Annotated in this window: 15 protein-coding genes; 1 reads left to right on the top strand and 14 read right to left on the bottom strand. The window is 60.0% G+C overall.

Features of this window, described 5'->3' with window-relative positions:
• Nucleotides 1–86 precede the first annotated feature (86 nt).
• A complete protein-coding gene (gene leuA / locus NVB75_RS25630; RefSeq protein ID WP_063032988.1) occupies nucleotides 87–1766 on the top strand; it encodes a 2-isopropylmalate synthase in 1680 nt (559 codons plus the stop codon).
• A 162-nt stretch (nucleotides 1767–1928) separates the two neighbouring features.
• Here the strand turns inward: leuA and NVB75_RS25625 are convergent, their stop codons facing one another.
• The 14 genes from NVB75_RS25625 to hscA form a co-directional block, all read right to left on the bottom strand.
• Nucleotides 1929–2720 carry an amidohydrolase gene (locus tag NVB75_RS25625; protein WP_258343892.1) on the bottom strand — a complete coding sequence of 264 codons (792 nt, stop codon included), beginning with the start codon at nucleotides 2718–2720 and terminating at the stop codon, nucleotides 1929–1931.
• Nucleotides 2708–3856, bottom strand: coding sequence for a pyridoxal phosphate-dependent aminotransferase (locus NVB75_RS25620; RefSeq protein WP_258343891.1), 1149 nt, complete (start codon nucleotides 3854–3856; stop codon nucleotides 2708–2710). The genes NVB75_RS25625 and NVB75_RS25620 overlap by 13 nt, the downstream gene beginning before the upstream one ends.
• Nucleotides 3857–3964: 108 nt before the next feature.
• A complete protein-coding gene (gene der, locus NVB75_RS25615; protein ID WP_088423691.1) occupies nucleotides 3965–5434 on the bottom strand; it encodes a ribosome biogenesis GTPase Der in 1470 nt (489 codons plus the stop codon).
• Nucleotides 5435–5573: 139 nt separating this feature from the next.
• Nucleotides 5574–6725 carry an outer membrane protein assembly factor BamB gene (gene bamB / locus NVB75_RS25610; RefSeq protein WP_063032991.1) on the bottom strand — a complete coding sequence of 384 codons (1152 nt, stop codon included), beginning with the start codon at nucleotides 6723–6725 and terminating at the stop codon, nucleotides 5574–5576.
• The gene (locus tag NVB75_RS25605) at nucleotides 6718–7359 is read right to left on the bottom strand and encodes a tetratricopeptide repeat protein (RefSeq protein WP_010176862.1); all 642 of its coding nucleotides are present in this window, start codon (nucleotides 7357–7359) and stop codon (nucleotides 6718–6720) included. The genes bamB and NVB75_RS25605 overlap by 8 nt, the downstream gene beginning before the upstream one ends.
• 40 nt (nucleotides 7360–7399) lie before the next feature.
• Nucleotides 7400–8689, bottom strand: coding sequence for a histidine--tRNA ligase (gene hisS, locus NVB75_RS25600; protein WP_076017543.1), 1290 nt, complete (start codon nucleotides 8687–8689; stop codon nucleotides 7400–7402).
• A 21-nt stretch (nucleotides 8690–8710) separates the two neighbouring features.
• A complete protein-coding gene (gene ispG / locus NVB75_RS25595) occupies nucleotides 8711–9820 on the bottom strand; it encodes a flavodoxin-dependent (E)-4-hydroxy-3-methylbut-2-enyl-diphosphate synthase (RefSeq protein ID WP_017478664.1) in 1110 nt (369 codons plus the stop codon).
• 4 nt (nucleotides 9821–9824) lie between these two features.
• Entirely contained in the window at nucleotides 9825–10808 is a 984-nt protein-coding gene (locus NVB75_RS25590) for a RodZ family helix-turn-helix domain-containing protein (RefSeq protein ID WP_258343887.1), read from the bottom strand.
• The gene (gene pilW, locus NVB75_RS25585; protein WP_258343886.1) at nucleotides 10808–11566 is read right to left on the bottom strand and encodes a type IV pilus biogenesis/stability protein PilW; all 759 of its coding nucleotides are present in this window, start codon (nucleotides 11564–11566) and stop codon (nucleotides 10808–10810) included. Before pilW ends, NVB75_RS25590 begins: the two co-directional genes overlap by 1 nt.
• 12 nt (nucleotides 11567–11578) lie before the next feature.
• Nucleotides 11579–12727, bottom strand: coding sequence for a 23S rRNA (adenine(2503)-C(2))-methyltransferase RlmN (rlmN, locus tag NVB75_RS25580; RefSeq protein ID WP_258343885.1), 1149 nt, complete (start codon nucleotides 12725–12727; stop codon nucleotides 11579–11581).
• A 30-nt stretch (nucleotides 12728–12757) separates the two neighbouring features.
• Nucleotides 12758–13183 (bottom strand): nucleoside-diphosphate kinase, encoded by a 426-nt coding sequence (gene ndk, locus NVB75_RS25575; protein ID WP_003175956.1) that lies wholly within the window; start codon nucleotides 13181–13183, stop codon nucleotides 12758–12760.
• An 88-nt stretch (nucleotides 13184–13271) separates the two neighbouring features.
• Nucleotides 13272–13472 (bottom strand): Fe-S cluster assembly protein IscX, encoded by a 201-nt coding sequence (gene iscX, locus NVB75_RS25570; RefSeq protein ID WP_017478661.1) that lies wholly within the window; start codon nucleotides 13470–13472, stop codon nucleotides 13272–13274.
• Between the two features lie 14 nt (nucleotides 13473–13486).
• A complete protein-coding gene (fdx, locus tag NVB75_RS25565) occupies nucleotides 13487–13828 on the bottom strand; it encodes an ISC system 2Fe-2S type ferredoxin (RefSeq protein ID WP_258343884.1) in 342 nt (113 codons plus the stop codon).
• A gap of 3 nt (nucleotides 13829–13831) precedes the next feature.
• Nucleotides 13832–15694, bottom strand: a complete 1863-nt coding sequence (hscA, locus tag NVB75_RS25560) for a Fe-S protein assembly chaperone HscA (RefSeq protein WP_258343883.1) — start codon at nucleotides 15692–15694, stop codon at nucleotides 13832–13834.
• Nucleotides 15695–15739: the final 45 nt, after the last annotated feature.

The raw sequence follows: 15739 nt of genomic DNA, 5'->3' as shown, positions 1-15739 counted from the left end.
TCGATCTGCCTCGTCTTCTGCTTTTCCCCCAATAACAGTTTTACGGCAGGCCGCCTTTTTTCGGCCCTTAAACAAAGGATTTCCCGATGAGCATGCTCAAAGACCCGTCTTCGAAATACCGCGCGTTCCCGACTATCGATATCCCGGACCGCACCTGGCCGTCGAAGACCATCACCGCCGCGCCGATCTGGTGCAGTTCCGACTTGCGCGACGGTAACCAGTCGCTGATCGAACCGATGGACGCGGTGAAAAAGCTGCGCTTCTGGAAGACCTTGGTCGCCGTCGGTGTGAAGGAAATCGAAGCCTCCTTCCCTGCTGCATCGCAAACCGATTTCGACTTCGTGCGCACCCTGATCGAAGACAACCACATCCCCGAGGACACCACCATCCAGGTGCTGACCCAGGGCCGTGAAGACTTGATCGCACGCACCTTCGAATCCCTGCGCGGAGCGAAGAAAGCCATCGTTCACTTGTACAACGCCACCTCGCCGTCGTTCCGCCGCATCGTGTTCAACCAGGACAAGGACGGCATCAAGGCCATCGCGGTCAACGCGGCCAAGCTGTTCGTCAAATACGCCGCCCAGCAGCCGGAAACCCAGTGGACCTTCGAATACTCGCCAGAGACCTTCAGCGCCACTGAGCTTGAGTTCGCCAAGGAAGTCTGTGACGCGGTGATCGAGGTCTGGAACCCGACGCCTGAGCACAAGGTGATCCTCAACCTGCCGGCCACCGTTGAATGCGCCACCCCGAACATCTATGCCGACCAGATCGAGTGGTTCGGTCGCCATATCAACCGTCGTGACAGCGTGATCATCAGCCTGCACACCCACAACGACCGTGGCACCGGCGTGGCGGCTACCGAGTTGGGCCTGATGGCCGGCGCCGACCGTGTCGAAGGCTGCCTGTTCGGCAACGGCGAGCGTACCGGTAACGTCGACCTGGTGACCGTGGCGTTGAACATGTACACCCAGGGCCTCGACCCTCAGTTGGACTTCTCCGACATCGACGGCATCCGCAAAGTCGTCGAAGAGTGCAACCAGATCCCGGTGCACCCGCGTCACCCGTACGTCGGCGACCTGGTTCACACCGCGTTCTCCGGCTCCCACCAGGACGCGATCCGCAAGGGCTTTACCCAGCAGAAAGACGATGCCCTGTGGGAAGTGCCGTACTTGCCGATCGACCCGGCGGACATTGGCCGCAGCTACGAGGCAGTGATTCGTGTCAACAGCCAATCGGGCAAAGGCGGCATCGCCTACCTGCTGGAGCAGGAATACGGCATCAGCTTGCCGCGCCGCATGCAGATCGAGTTCAGCCAGGTGGTACAGGCCGAAACCGACCGTGTAGGCCTGGAGATGACCGCCTCGCAGATCTACAGCTTGTTGCAGCGTGAATACCTGCAAGCCAACATTCCTTACGCGCTGGTCAGCCATCGCTTGCAGGAAGAGAACGGCAACAGCTCGGTGGAAGTTGAAGTCTCCGGCAAAGGCCAGGGCGAAACCAACCTGCGCTGGCACGGCAAAGGCAACGGCGCCCTGGAAGCGCTGGTGGCCGGCCTGCCGATTGGTGTGGAGATCATGGATTACAACGAGCACGCGATTGGTGCCGGCACCAATGCCAAGGCCGCTGCTTACATTGAGCTGCGGGTGAACGGTGAACGTCCGGTGCACGGCGTGGGCATTGATGAGAACATCACCACGGCGAGCTTCAAGGCAGTGTTCAGCGCGCTGAACCGCTCGTTGAGCCAGCTGGAAGCGAAAGCGGCGTAAACACTGACCGCTGAAATGCAAAAGGCCCCGGGATGAGAATCCAGGGGCCTTTTTTATGATCGTTCCCACGCTCCGCGTGGGAATGCAGCTCGGACGCTCCGCGTCCCGAAGCGTGACGCGGAGCGTCACAAGAGGCATTCCCACGCAGAGCGTGGGAACGAGTTATACAAATTCGAAACTGTCCGCATCCAGGTTCGCCGGGAAGCGTGTGCGGTACTCCGCCAATTCCGCTGCATCCAGGCACACCTGGAACACGCCGTCCGCCTCCCCTGCGCTCAGCAGGCTTTCGCCCTGGAAGTCCACGACCTGGCTGTCGCCGGTGTAGGCAAATCCCTTGCCGTCCGTGCCCACCCGATTCACCGCCGCCACATAGCACAGGTTTTCGATGGCCCGTGCCGGCAGCAGACGGTTCCAGTGCTGACGCCGTGCGCCCGGCCAGTTGGCGGTGTACAGCAGCAGGTCCGTGTCCTGGGCATCACGGCTCCACACCGGGAAGCGCAGGTCGTAGCAGATCAACGGACGAATCCGCCAGCCCTTGAGTTCGAACCGCACCTGGCGTTCGCCGGGGGTGTAGTGGTCGTGCTCACCGGCCATGCGGAACAGGTGACGCTTGTCGTAGTGCAGCACCTCGCCATCCGGGCGCGCCCAGAGCAGGCGATTGCGGTGGCTGCCGTCGGCAGCCTGGATGATCACGCTGCCGGTGATCACCGCGTTGTACTTCTTCGCCTGGACCTGCAGCCATTGATGAGTGGGCCCGTTTTCGGGCTCGGCGAGGGTTTCCGATTCCATGGAGAAACCGGTGGTGAACATCTCCGGTAGCACGATCAGGTCGGCGCCCTCAGCCTGGTCCAGCAGCAGTTCGAAATGCTCCAGGTTGGCCTGGCGGTCGTGCCAGGCCAGGGTGGTTTGCACCAGGGCAATGTTCAAGTTGGGCAGCGCACTCAGATCACGCATAGTTTCTCGGCTGCTTGGCGCAGCGTCTCCTCGCGTTTGGCAAAGCACAGTCGCACCAGGCGCTGGCCTTGCGGTGGGTTCTGGTAGAACACCGAGACCGGGATAGTCGCCACGCCATGTTCGCGGGTCATCCACAGCGACATGGCGACGTCATCCAGGTCCGGGCGAATCTGTGAGTAATCCACCAGTTGGAAGTAAGTACCGGCCACCCGGGTAAAGCTGAAACGCGACGGTTCCAGCAGGTCGCAGAACAGGTCACGCTTGGCTTGATAGAAAGCCGGCAGTTCCTCTACGTGTTCCGGGTGTTCGGCCATGAAGTCCGCCAAAGCGTACTGCAATGGGGTCACGCCGCAAAAGTTGACATATTGATGCACCTTGCGCAGCTCGGCACTGAGGGCCGGAGGCGCAACCACATAGCCAGTTTTCCAGCCGGTGACGTGGTAGGTCTTGCCGAAGGAGCTGACCACGAAGGCGCGCTGGTACAGCTCTTCGTGGGCCAGCACGCTGATATGGGGCACTCCGTCGAAGACCAGATGCTCGTAGACCTCGTCGCTGACCAGGTAGATGTCGCGGTCGCGGATCAACTCGGCCAACTGGTCCAGCTCGGCACGGCTGATCAGAGCACCCGTAGGGTTGTGCGGGCTATTGAGGATGATCATGCGGGTGCGCGGGGACAGCGCCGCCTTGATCTGTTCGAAGTCGAGGGAGAAGTCATCCAGGCCCAACTGCACATGTATGCAGCGACCGCCCGCCAGCTCAACCGAGGGCTCATAGCTGTCGTAGGCCGGATCGAACACGATCACCTCATCACCGCTGCGGATCACCGCCTGGATCGCACAGAAGATCGCCTCAGTGGCCCCAGGGGTGATCGTCACTTCGCTGTCGGCATTCACCGTGGCGCCATAGCTGCGGGCGATCTTGGCCGCCACTTGCTGACGCAGCACCGGCAGGCCAGTCATGGGCGCGTATTGGTTATGGCCAAGGGCAATGTGCTTGCCCACCGCGTCGAGCAAACCCTGAGGCCCATTGAAGTCGGGAAAGCCTTGGGACAGGTTGAGCGCACCGGTTTCGGCGGCGAGTTGCGACATGGTGGTGAAGATGGTGGTGCCGACATTCGGCAGCTTGCTGGTGATCATCGGTGCGCCCCTTGCGGTGAGCCCCAAGTTTTAAGCTGCATGCCGCGAAGGGTCAACCGCCAGGCACAAAAAAGGGCTCTTAAAGAGCCCTTTTTCAACCGATCAGGATCAGCGCTTGTCGCGGCGCTTTTTGTCGGCTTTCTTGTGGTGCGTCATCATCCGGCGCTTTTTGTTGACCTGGCGGTCGGTGAGGCTGTTCTTGTTACCTTCGTACGGGTTCTCGCCACCCTTGAACTCGATACGGATCGGCGTACCGACCAGTTTCAAGACACGGCGATAGGTGTTTTCCAGGTAACGCACGTAGGACTTCGGCACCTTCTCCAGCTGGTTACCGTGGATCACGATAATCGGCGGGTTGGCACCACCCAAGTGCGCGTAACGCAGCTTGATCCGACGGTTGTTGACCATCGGCGGCGCGTGCTCGCTGACCGCATCTTCCAGAATCTGGGTCAGGCGGTTGGTCGGCCAGCGGGTAACCGCAGACTTGAACGAGTTCTGCACCGAAGCGTAGAGGTTGCCCACGCCGGTACCGTGCAGTGCCGAGATAAAGTGGATATCGGCAAACTCGACGAAGAACAGGCGACGCTGCAGCTCGATCTTGACGAAATCGCGCTCGCTCGGCGTCATGCCGTCCCACTTGTTGATCGCGATCACCAGGGCGCGACCGGCTTCAAGGGCAAAGCCCAGCAAGTTCAGGTCGTGGTCTACCACGCCTTCGCGGGCGTCCATGACGAAGATCACCACGTTGGCGTCTTTGATCGCCTGCAGGGTTTTCACCACGGAGAACTTTTCAACTTCCTCGTGGATCTTGCCGCGCTTGCGCACACCGGCGGTGTCGATCAGCGTGTACTTCTCGTCGTTACGCTCGAACGGGATGTAGATGCTGTCGCGGGTGGTGCCCGGCTCGTCATAGACGATTACCCGGTCTTCACCGAGCATGCGGTTGACCAGCGTCGACTTGCCGACGTTCGGACGGCCGATGATCGCGATCTTGATACCGTCTTTTTCGCTTGGGCCAGGAATGCGCTTGGCTTCCTCGCCTTCGGCAACGATCTCTTCTTCGCCTTCGACTTCATCCACGTCATCACGCGGGAAGTCGCGCAGTGCGATTTCCAGCATCTGGGTGATGCCACGACCGTGGGCACCGGCGATCGGGATCGCGTCGCCCAGGCCCATCGGGCTGAATTCGGCACGGGCCATTTCCGGATCGATGTTGTCGATCTTGTTGGCTACCACGTAGGAACGCTTGTTGCGCTTGCGCAGGTGCTCGCCAATCATCTGGTCGGCAGCGGTGTAGCCCGCGCGGGCGTCCACCAGGAACAACACGACATCAGCTTCTTCAATGGCCAGCAGCGACTGCTCGGCCATCTTTTCGTCCATGCCATGCTCGTCACCGGAGATACCACCGGTGTCGACAATAATGTAGGAGCGCCCTTGCCACTTTGCCTCACCGTATTGGCGATCACGGGTCAGACCGGACAAGTCGCCGACGATGGCGTCGCGAGTCCTGGTCAGGCGGTTGAACAAGGTGGACTTGCCGACGTTCGGTCGGCCCACCAGGGCGATTACGGGAACCATGCGGCTCTCCACTTCGTTATTTCAGAAAATACAAAAGCCGCTGCAAGGCAGCGGCTGGTGCTCGGGGCAGCATATTCAAATGCCGCATGCCCCGCCGAAGCGGGGCCGCCTGGGTGTTACCCCAAGCATAGTCAAACCATTACTTGATGGTCAGCGCTTCCAGTTTGCCGCTGTTGCCATACACGTAAAGCATGTTACCCACTACCAGCGGACGGGCACGCAGGCCGTCACTGTCGATACGTTCGCGACCGACGAAGCGACCGTCCACCTGGCTCAGCAGGTGCAGGTAGCCTTCAAAGTCGCCTACCGCTACGTAGCTGGAGAACACTTCCGGTGCCGACAACTGACGGCGAGCCAGGGAGTCGTTGCTCCACAATGCAGTGGTGGAACGCTCGTCGACACTTTCAACGGTGCCAGACGCCAGGCTTACGTAGACGCTGCCAAACCCTTGGGCGACACCGGCGTAGCTGGAAGCATCACGCTGCCAGTTGATCCGGCCGCTCTGCACGTCCAGCGCCGCGACGCGGCCCTGGTAAGTGGCGACGTAGAGGGTATCACCCGACAGCAGCAAGCCACCGTCGATGTCCACTACGCGATCCAGTTCCGAACGACCCTGAGGAATAGCAACCCGGGTTTCCCAGGCCGGCACGCCGTTCTGGGTGTCCAGGGCGACCACTTTACCGGTCGACAGGCCTGCCAGTGCGAGGTTGCTGGTCACAACCGGACCGCTGGTACCGCGCAAGGTCAGGACCGCCGGCGTGCTGTCGTACAACCAGCGCTGGTTACCGGTGGCGGCGTCGAGGCCGATCACACGGTCATCCTGGGTTTGCACGACAACGATGTCACCGTTGGTAGCCGGTGGCGAGAGCACTTCACTGGTCACGCGAGCGCGCCATTTCTCTTCACCGGTGCTCTCGTCCAGCGCCACCACGTCGCCTTTCAGCGTGCCGAGCAGCACCATGCCGGAACCCACGCCTACGGCGCCGGACACAGGCAGTTCGAGATCTTTCTTCCATTTGACGTCGCCGTTCATGCGATCCATGGAGACCACAACGCCGGTGGAGTCAGCAGCGAAGATGGTGTCACCGTCGATAGCCGGAACCATCAGGTTGTAGAGATCGCCCTGACCGTCACCAATGGAGCGGCTCCACTGCTTTTGCAGGACCACTTCTTCCTTGAAGCTGGTCAACTCGGCCGGAGGCAGTTCTTTTTTGCTGTTGCTGCTGCAACCCGCGGCCAAAACGGCCAGAGCCAGCAATGCTGCATGTTTCCAACGGATCACGTCACGCATCCCCTTTGGCCAAGTCGTCGAGCTTGATTTGTAAGCCACCGACCGCCGCTTCATCAGACAGCGCCGCCTTGGCTTTTTGGTACGCAGCATTGGCTTCGTCGGTACGACCCAATTGGACCAGGAGGTCGCCCTTGAGCTCTTCACGAGTGGCCAGGAATGCCTTGTCAGCATCGCCGTCGAGCAGTTTCAGTGCGTCGTCGGCCTTGTTCTGTGCCGCGAGTACCTGAGCCAGACGCTGACGTGCGATTTCACCCAGTGTCGGGTTGGCCGGCTTGTCGGTGATGGCTTTCAGCTCGGAGGCTGCGTCATCCAGCTTGCCGTTGTCGACCGCAACTTTTGCGACGAACAGGCTGCCGTATTGCGCGTAGGTGCTACCACCGAATTCGCTCTTCAGCTTGCCGGCCAGGTCTGCAACCTGGGCAAGGTCAGGCTTGCCGTTTGGCGTCAGCGTGGTTTCCAGCAATTGCTGATAGATAATCGAGGCGCCTTGCGACTGGTTAGCCTGATACTTGTGCCAGGCTTGCCAGCCGAACACCACTACTAAAGCCAGCAGGCCGCCAGTGACCAGGGGCTTGCCGTTGCGCTGCCACCAGTCTTTGAACTCGGCCAGCTGGTCATCATCAGTACTCGACACCCCAATACTCCTTAATCGCTAAATCGGCTGTTTGACAGCTTCAACCCTGCACGATGCAGGTGGCCAGGTGCGCTGCAAGCGCATCAAAGGCAATGCTTTGTTGTTCACCCTGACCACGCAGGGGTTTGAAACTTACCACTTGCTGGGCCAATTCATCATCACCCAGGATCAGCGCATACAACGCACCGCTCTTGTCGGCTTTCTTGAACTGGCTTTTGAAGCTGCCGGCACCGGCATTGACTTGCAGGCGCAGGTTCGGCAGTTGATCGCGCAGCTTCTCGCTCAGGGCCAGGGCAGCCAGTTCGGCTGCCTCGCCGAAGGCACAGAAGTACACGTCCACCTGACGGGAAATTTCTTCGGGGACCTGCTCCAGGGTTTCCAGCAGCAGGATCAGTCGCTCGATGCCCATGGCGAAGCCAACACCGGTGGTCGGCTTGCCGCCCATCTGCTCGACCAGGCCGTCGTAACGGCCACCGGCACACACGGTGCCCTGGGCGCCGAGCTTGTCAGTCACCCACTCGAACACGGTCTTGCTGTAGTAATCGAGGCCACGCACCAGTTTCGGGTTGATGACGTATGGAATACCGGCTGCATCCAGACGAGCCTTGAGGCCCTCGAAGTGGATGCGGGACTCGTCGTCCAGGTAGTCGGCCATTTTCGGCGCGTCCACGAGTACGGCCTGGGTCTCGGCGTTCTTGGTGTCCAGTACCCGCAGCGGGTTGGTTTTCAGGCGGCGCTGGCTGTCTTCGTCCAGCTTGTCCAGGTGGCCCGACAGGAATTCCACCAGGGCTTCGCGGTAGCGCCCCCGGGATTCGCTGGTGCCCAGGCTGTTGAGTTCAAGCTTGACCGCATCGCGGATGCCCAACATGCCCCACAGACGCCAGGTCAGCACGATCAGCTCGGCGTCGATGTCCGGACCGTCGAGGTTGAACACCTCCAGGCCGATCTGGTGGAACTGGCGGTAACGGCCTTTCTGCGGACGCTCGTGGCGGAACATCGGACCGATGTACCAGAGCTTCTGCGGCTGACCGCCGCCGGTGAGGCCATGCTCGAGCACCGCACGCACGCACGCGGCAGTGCCTTCCGGACGCAGGGTCAGGGAGTCGCCGTTGCGGTCTTCGAAGGTATACATCTCTTTTTCGACGATGTCGGTCACTTCACCGATGGAGCGCTTGAACAGCTCGGTGAACTCGACGATCGGCATGCGGATCTGCTTGTAACCGTAGTTATCCAGCAGGCGCGCGACAGTGCCCTCGAAGTAGCGCCACAGGGGCGTCTGCTCAGGCAGGATGTCGTTCATGCCACGAATGGCTTGCAGAGACTTGCTCACATCTAATCCTTAAATTCGTTCTTAGCCGCGCGCGATCAGCGCTGCGTCAGCCGCAACCTTTTCGGCCGCTTTCTGGCGGATCAGCCGTTCCAGCTCATCCACCAGATTGTCATTCGTCAGTTTCTGCGACGGCTTGCCGTCGATGTAAATCAGGTTTGGCGTACCGCCGGTCAGGCCCACATGGGCTTCTTTGGCCTCACCCGGCCCGTTGACCACACAACCAATCACCGCAACATCCAGCGGCACCAGCAGGTCTTCGAGGCGTACTTCCAGTTCGTTCATGGTTTTCACCACGTCGAAATTCTGCCGCGAGCAGCTCGGGCAGGCAATGAAGTTGATGCCACGGGAACGCAAATGCAGGGATTTGAGAATGTCGTAACCGACTTTCACTTCCTCTACAGGGTCTGCCGCGAGGGAGATGCGAATAGTATCGCCAATCCCGTCGGCCAGCAGCATACCGAGACCCACCGCAGATTTCACTGTGCCTGAGCGTAAACCACCGGCTTCGGTGATACCCAGGTGCAATGGCTGGACGATTTCCTTGGCCAGCAGGCGGTACGCTTCTACCGCCATGAACACATCGGAAGCCTTTACGCTGACCTTGAAGTCCTGGAAATTCAGGCGCTCAAGGTGTTCAACGTGGCGCAACGCGGACTCCACCAGGGCAGCCGGAGTCGGTTCGCCGTATTTCTTTTGCAGGTCTTTTTCCAGGGAACCGGCGTTGACGCCGATGCGGATTGGAATCCCGCGATCACGGGCGGCATCCACCACGGCGCGAACCCGGTCTTCACGACCGATGTTGCCCGGGTTGATCCGCAGACAATCGACGCCCAGCTCGGCCACGCGCAACGCGATCTTATAGTCGAAGTGAATATCGGCGACCAGTGGAACCTTGACCAGTTGCTTGATGCGGCCAAAGGCTTCGGCAGCGTCCATGTCCGGTACGGAAACCCGCACGATGTCGACGCCCGCCGCTTCCAGGCGGTTGATCTGGGCGACGGTGGCCGCCACATCATTGGTGTCGCTGTTGGTCATGCTTTGTACCGCGATGGGGGCATCGCCGCCCACCGGCACCGAGCCGACCCAGATCTTGCGCGATACGCGACGTTTGATTGGAGATTCGCCGTGCATGACTTTATTGTCCCAACTTCAGGCGAGCAGTCTCGCCACTGGTGAACGGCGCCACGTCCACAGGCTGGCCGTTGTAGGCCACTTGCGCGCCACGGGCAAAGCCCAGACGCAGCGTCAAAGGAGGCTTGCCGCCCTGGTCAAGTGTATCTCCCTTACGCTTCAGACCACTGAACAGCACTTTGCCGTTGCCATCGGAGACTTGCGTCCAGCAGTCAGCGACGTAGGTAATTTGTACTCGGCCATCACCGGCGATAAGCGCTGGGGTGGTTGGCGCGGAAATCGCCGGGGCGGCCGGAGCGGCTGGAGCCTGCGCCTGCGCCGGGGCGGCTGGCGTATGAGCCGGCGCAACCGGCGTTGCGGCGACCACTGGAGCGGGAGCGACAGGCGTCGTGGCAGGTGCAGTACCCGCTTCCGGAGCAGGCTGCTCGGCGCTTGGCTCTGCCTCAGGCGCCGCCTGGCCCTGGGCCACGGCCTGGTCTTCCGGCTCGTCCAATGGATGAATCTGAGTGGTGCCGTCGGCGCTTTCGACTTCGACGTGCTCCATGGCGTTGCTGGACAGGTCCTTGCCGCGCTGGGAGGTCTGGTCCTGCCACCATACAAAACCACCGCCGATCACGGCGATCAGCAGCAACAGACTGACAATTCGCAAAATCGTGTGGGAAACACGCACAGGTTCTTCAATGCGGCCCAGACCATGAACATTACTGCCCTGGGAATCGGTACCGGTGATCTGGTCGAATTGCTGGACCAATGCGGCCTGGTCGATACCGAGCAACTTGGCGTAGGCGCGGATATAGCCGCGGGCAAAGGTATGCCCTGGCAGCTTGTCGAACGCGCCAGCTTCAAGGTTGCCCAATGAAGTCGTGGTCAAATTGAGCTTGAGGGCCACTTCTGCCAGCGACCAACCATTGCTTTCGCGGGCCTGACGCAAGGTCTCGCCTGGGTTTCCACGATTAGCTGCTACAACTTCCGGGTGCGCCGCTTTCATCATTGCTCCGACAGGTATTGCTGATATTCCGGCGTACCGGGATAGAGTCGTTCGAGTTGCTGGCCAAAACGTGCGGCCTTGTCGCGTTCTTCATGAACCGTCGCCAGGCGCACACCGAGCAATAGACTACGTGCATTTTGCCCGCTCAGCAGGCTAAAACGCTCGTAATAGTCACGTGCCGGCACATAATGCCTGTCTTCGAAGGACAACTCAGCCATTTCGAGCAAGGCTCGTGGCTGGCGCTGGTTCAGGTGCAGGGCTTTTTCCAGTTGCTGGCGGGCGGTGTCGCGCTGGCCGAGAAGCATTGAGGTCACCCCAAGGTTCTCGAAAACCCGCGAGCGCTCAGGATAAAGGGTATCGGCCGCAGCCTGCTGGAAATATTCGGACGCCTGGTCGTAACGTTTCTGCGCAAACAAAAAACTGCCGTAATTATTCAGCAGTCTTGGGTCGCCAGGACGTGAGGCCAGGGCCTTGTGGAAATATTGATCGGCCAGTTCAGGCTCGGCCTGGGCCTGGAACACCAAGGCCAACGCAGCATTGGCGTCGGCGTCGCTGCCATTCAGCTCGAGGGCCTTCTTCAGCGGCACCTTGGCCCGCTCGGCCATTCCTTGCTGCAAGTAACCCAAGCCCAACTGCACATAGGCAGCACGCGCCTCGTCACGGCCCTTGCCGGTTTGCAACGGGCTGTCATGGCCCGATGAAACACAGCCAGCCGCGAGGCTGGCAACAAGCAAAAGCAGCGCAAGGCGCAAGGGCATAGAGATCCTCTCTCAGGTTCGAGTCGCGGCGCTTTGCGGCATATCGTCGGCGGCACTCAGTTCACGCACGGCGATATAACGTTCGCTGCGACGGGTGCGATCCAGCACCTGTCCTACCAATTGGCCACATGCCGCATCGATGTCTTCGCCGCGAGTAGTGCGTACGGTGACATTGAAGCCTGCATGGTGCAGTTGATCCTGGAAACGGCGGATGGCGTTGTTGCTCGGCCGCTCGTAGCCAGAATGGGGAAACGGGTTAAACGGAATCAGGTTGATCTTGCACGGTACATGCTTGAGCAACTCGATCATCTCGACCGCGTGCTCGACCTTGTCGTTGATGTCCTTGAGCATGGTGTACTCAATGGTCAACACACGTTTCTCACCCAAGGTCGCCATATAACGCTGGCAAGATTCGAGCAGCATCTTAAGCGGATACTTCTTGTTGATCGGCACCAATTGGTTACGCAATGCGTCATTCGGTGCGTGCAGCGACAACGCCAGGGAGACGTCGATGTGCTTGGCCAGCTCATCGATCATCGGTACCACGCCGGAGGTCGACAGGGTCACACGGCGCTTGGAAATGCCGTAGCCCAGGTCGTCCATCATCAAATGCATGGCCGCAACAACGTTGTCGAAGTTCAGCAGCGGCTCGCCCATGCCCATCATCACCACGTTGGTGATGGCACGGTCGGCGGTCGCCGGGATGCTGCCGAACGATTTATTGGCAATCCACACCTGGCCGATGACTTCGGCGGCGGTGAGGTTGCTGTTGAAACCTTGCTTGCCGGTGGAGCAGAAACTGCAGTCCAGGGCACAGCCTGCCTGGGACGAAACGCACAGAGTGCCGCGCTTGCCCTGGGGAATGTACACGGTCTCGACGCAGCTGCCGGACGCCACGCGCACCACCCACTTACGGGTGCCGTCGGTGGAAATGTCCTCGCTGACCACTTCGGGGCCACGAACTTCGGCAATGGCCTTGAGCTTGTCGCGCAGGGCCTTGCTGACGTTCGTCATGGCGTCGAAATCATCGACGCCAAGATGGTGAATCCACTTCATTACCTGAGCGGCACGAAAACGCTTCTCCCCGATTGAGTCGAAGAATTTTTCCATTTCCTGTTGAGTCAGACCCAGCAGGTTGGTTTTTGCAGTCAATGTAGTCATGGATTCACCTTCGCTCTTTTAAGCCAATGCTTAGCGAGCGGTTACTTCAGTAGCAGCGAAAAAGTACGAGATTTCGCGGGCAGCAGCGGCTTCGGAGTCCGAACCGTGAACGGCGTTGGCGTCGATCGATTCAGCGAAGTCAGCACGGATGGTGCCGGCAGCAGCTTCTTTAGGGTTGGTAGCGCCCATCAGCTCACGGTTCAGAGCGATAGCGTTTTCGCCTTCCAGAACCTGAACAACAACAGGGCCGGAGATCATGAAGGCAACCAGGTCGCCGAAGAAACCACGAGCGCTGTGCTCAGCGTAGAAGCCTTCAGCTTCAGCTTTGGACAGTTGCTTGAGTTTCGAAGCTACAACCTTCAGGCCGGCTTTTTCGAAACGAGTGGTGATCTCGCCGATGACGTTTTTTGCAACAGCGTCAGGCTTGATGATGGAGAAAGTACGTTGAACAGCCATGGTGTAACTCCAGAAACGGTAATTTGCGAAAAATTAAACCCGCGAATTATACGCGGGTTCTTGGGTATTGCCTAACCTGCGGGAATGATCAGTCTATTTCTTCGATCCAGAGGGCCTGGACCGCTTCCAATACCTTCTCGCCGCAGCGGCCAGAGGTATTGTCGAAATCCGGAAGCTCCATGATCCATCGCTGCAGGTCGACGAAGTTGACAGTGAGCGGGCTCACATCGGGCTTGGATTCAGCCAGTTCTTCAGCAATGCGTTGTACATCATTCCAACCGTAACTCATGACAGTTCTACCAGTCAGTGCGGCGCTTCGGCGGCATGGTTAAGCGAATATTTCGGAATTTCAACAGTGAGGTCTTCTGTTCCCACTTTTGCCTGGCAGCTCAAGCGTGATGCCGGCTCCAGACCCCACGCCCTATCAAGATAGTCCTCTTCCAGCTCATCAGCCTCTTCGAGGCTATTGAAACCTTCGCGAATGATGCAATGGCAAGTGGTACAGGCGTTAACGCCGCCGCAGGCGCTTTCGATCTCGATGTGGTTATCGTGAGCGACTTCGAGAATGGACTTGCCGGTCTCAGCCTCCACAACCATACCGTCCGGGCAATGCTCGGCGTGTGGCAGAAAAATGATCTGCGGCATCAGTTAATCCTCAAGTTCATTCAAGTTGCGGCCCGCCAGGGCGGCTTTCACCGTCTGGTCCATGCGACGGGCGGCAAAGGCATCGGTCACTTGCGACAGGCGCTTGGTCTGTTGCTCGATGGCGTAACCATCGGTGCCTTTCATCAATTCAGCCAGTTCCTGCATTTGCAGGTCGATAACCATGCGCTCTTCGGCATCCAGCAGACGCTCGCCGTCAGCTTCAAGGGCGCCCTGCACCGCTTCGAGCAGGCGCTGGGCGTCGACTTGCTGCTCACGCAGCACGCGGGCGACCTTGTCGTCACCGGCGTACTGGAACGAATCCTTAAGCATCTTGGCGATTTCGCCGTCGGTCAGGCCGTAGGACGGCTTGACCTGGATGCTGGCTTCAACGCCGGAGGCCAGTTCGCGAGCGGCAACACTCAGCAAGCCGTCGGCGTCGACCTGGAAGGTCACGCGAATCTTCGCCGCACCGGCCACCATCGCCGGAATGCCGCGCAATTCAAAGCGCGCCAGGGAACGGCAGTCGCTGATCAGCTCACGCTCGCCTTGAAGCACATGAATCATCATGGCCGTCTGGCCATCTTTGTACGTGGTGAAGTCCTGGGCGCGGGCAACGGGGATGGTGGTGTTGCGTGGAATCACCTTCTCCATCAGGCCGCCCATGGTTTCCAGCCCCAGGGACAACGGAATAACGTCGAGCAGAAGCAGTTCGCCACCATCACGCTTGTTACCGGCAAGGGTGTCGGCCTGGATCGCGGCACCAATGGCCACCACTTGATCCGGGTCGATTTCAGTCAGCGGCTGGCGGCCAAAGGCTTCGGCAACGGCTTCGCGGACACGTGGTACGCGGGTCGAACCACCCACCATCACCACCGCGGCGACGTCTTCCAGCTCGATACCGGAGTCGCGCACCGCGCGACGGCAGGCCTTCAAGCTGCGGGCGACCATCGGTTCGATCAGCGAATCGAAGGCTTCGCGGGTCAGTTGAGCCGACCAGCTACCGTAGGAAACTTCAACCGACGCAGCGTCAGTCAGTGCTTCTTTGGCAGCACAGGCGGTTTGCAGCAGGTTACGTTGCGCGCCCGGATCCAGGTCAGCAGACAAGCCTGCACTGGTGATGATCCAGCCAGCAATGGCGTGGTCGAAGTCATCGCCGCCCAGGGCCGTATCGCCACCGGTAGCCAGCACTTCGAAGACACCGCCGGTCAGGCGCAGAATCGAAATATCAAAGGTGCCGCCGCCCAGGTCGTAAATAGCCACCAGGCCTTCGGCGTGCTGGTCCAGGCCATAAGCCACGGCCGCCGCGGTCGGCTCGTTGAGCAGGCGCAGCACGTTCAGGCCGGCAAGTTTCGCCGCATCCTTGGTGGCTTGGCGCTGAGCGTCATCGAAATATGCAGGAACAGTAATCACCGCACCTACCAGTTCGCCGCCCAAGGTAGTTTCCGCACGCTGGCGTAGCACCTTGAGGATATCGGCCGACACTTCCACCGGGCTTTTCGGGCCCTGGATGGTGTCGATGAACGGCATATGGGATTCGCCACCGACAAAGCGGTACGGCAGCTGGTCGCCCAGTTGCTTGACGTCGGACAGACCACGACCCATCAAGCGCTTGACCGACAGCACGGTGTTCAAGGGATCGGTAGACGCCGCCAGCTTGGCCGACTCGCCCACTTCAGTGCGGTCAGCGTGATAGCGCACGGCAGACGGCAGGATGAGCTGGCCATCCGCGTCAGGCAGCGGCTCGGAAAGACCGCTGCGCAATGCAGCGACCAGCGAATTGGTAGTGCCCAAGTCAATCCCGACCGCCAGACGACGCTGGTGCGGTTGAGGACTTTGACCGGGTTCGGCGATCTGCAGTAGGGCCATGGTAATCAGGACTTATCTGTATATCAGGCGTGCAACCTGGGCGGC

Origin of the sequence: Pseudomonas sp. CBS, assembly GCF_024734645.1 — a bacterium.
Taxonomy (GTDB): Bacteria; Pseudomonadota; Gammaproteobacteria; order Pseudomonadales; family Pseudomonadaceae; genus Aquipseudomonas.
This window is presented reverse-complemented; position numbering and strand designations above follow the sequence as displayed.

Bases quoted from the DNA above. Each gene is read 5' to 3' on its own strand.
- leuA (WP_063032988.1), top strand. From the start codon at position 87: ATGAGCATGCTCAAAGACCCGTCTTCGAAATACCGCGCGTTCCCGACT.
- NVB75_RS25625 (WP_258343892.1), bottom strand. From the start codon at position 2,720: ATGCGTGATCTGAGTGCGCTGCCCAACTTGAACATTGCCCTGGTGCAA.
- NVB75_RS25620 (WP_258343891.1), bottom strand. From the start codon at position 3,856: ATGATCACCAGCAAGCTGCCGAATGTCGGCACCACCATCTTCACCACC.
- der (WP_088423691.1), bottom strand. From the start codon at position 5,434: ATGGTTCCCGTAATCGCCCTGGTGGGCCGACCGAACGTCGGCAAGTCC.
- bamB (WP_063032991.1), bottom strand. From the start codon at position 6,725: ATGCGTGACGTGATCCGTTGGAAACATGCAGCATTGCTGGCTCTGGCC.
- ispG (WP_017478664.1), bottom strand. From the start codon at position 9,820: ATGCACGGCGAATCTCCAATCAAACGTCGCGTATCGCGCAAGATCTGG.
- NVB75_RS25590 (WP_258343887.1), bottom strand. From the start codon at position 10,808: ATGAAAGCGGCGCACCCGGAAGTTGTAGCAGCTAATCGTGGAAACCCA.
- pilW (WP_258343886.1), bottom strand. From the start codon at position 11,566: ATGCCCTTGCGCCTTGCGCTGCTTTTGCTTGTTGCCAGCCTCGCGGCT.
- rlmN (WP_258343885.1), bottom strand. From the start codon at position 12,727: ATGACTACATTGACTGCAAAAACCAACCTGCTGGGTCTGACTCAACAG.
- ndk (WP_003175956.1), bottom strand. From the start codon at position 13,183: ATGGCTGTTCAACGTACTTTCTCCATCATCAAGCCTGACGCTGTTGCA.
- iscX (WP_017478661.1), bottom strand. From the start codon at position 13,472: ATGAGTTACGGTTGGAATGATGTACAACGCATTGCTGAAGAACTGGCT.
- fdx (WP_258343884.1), bottom strand. From the start codon at position 13,828: ATGCCGCAGATCATTTTTCTGCCACACGCCGAGCATTGCCCGGACGGT.
- hscA (WP_258343883.1), bottom strand. From the start codon at position 15,694: ATGGCCCTACTGCAGATCGCCGAACCCGGTCAAAGTCCTCAACCGCAC.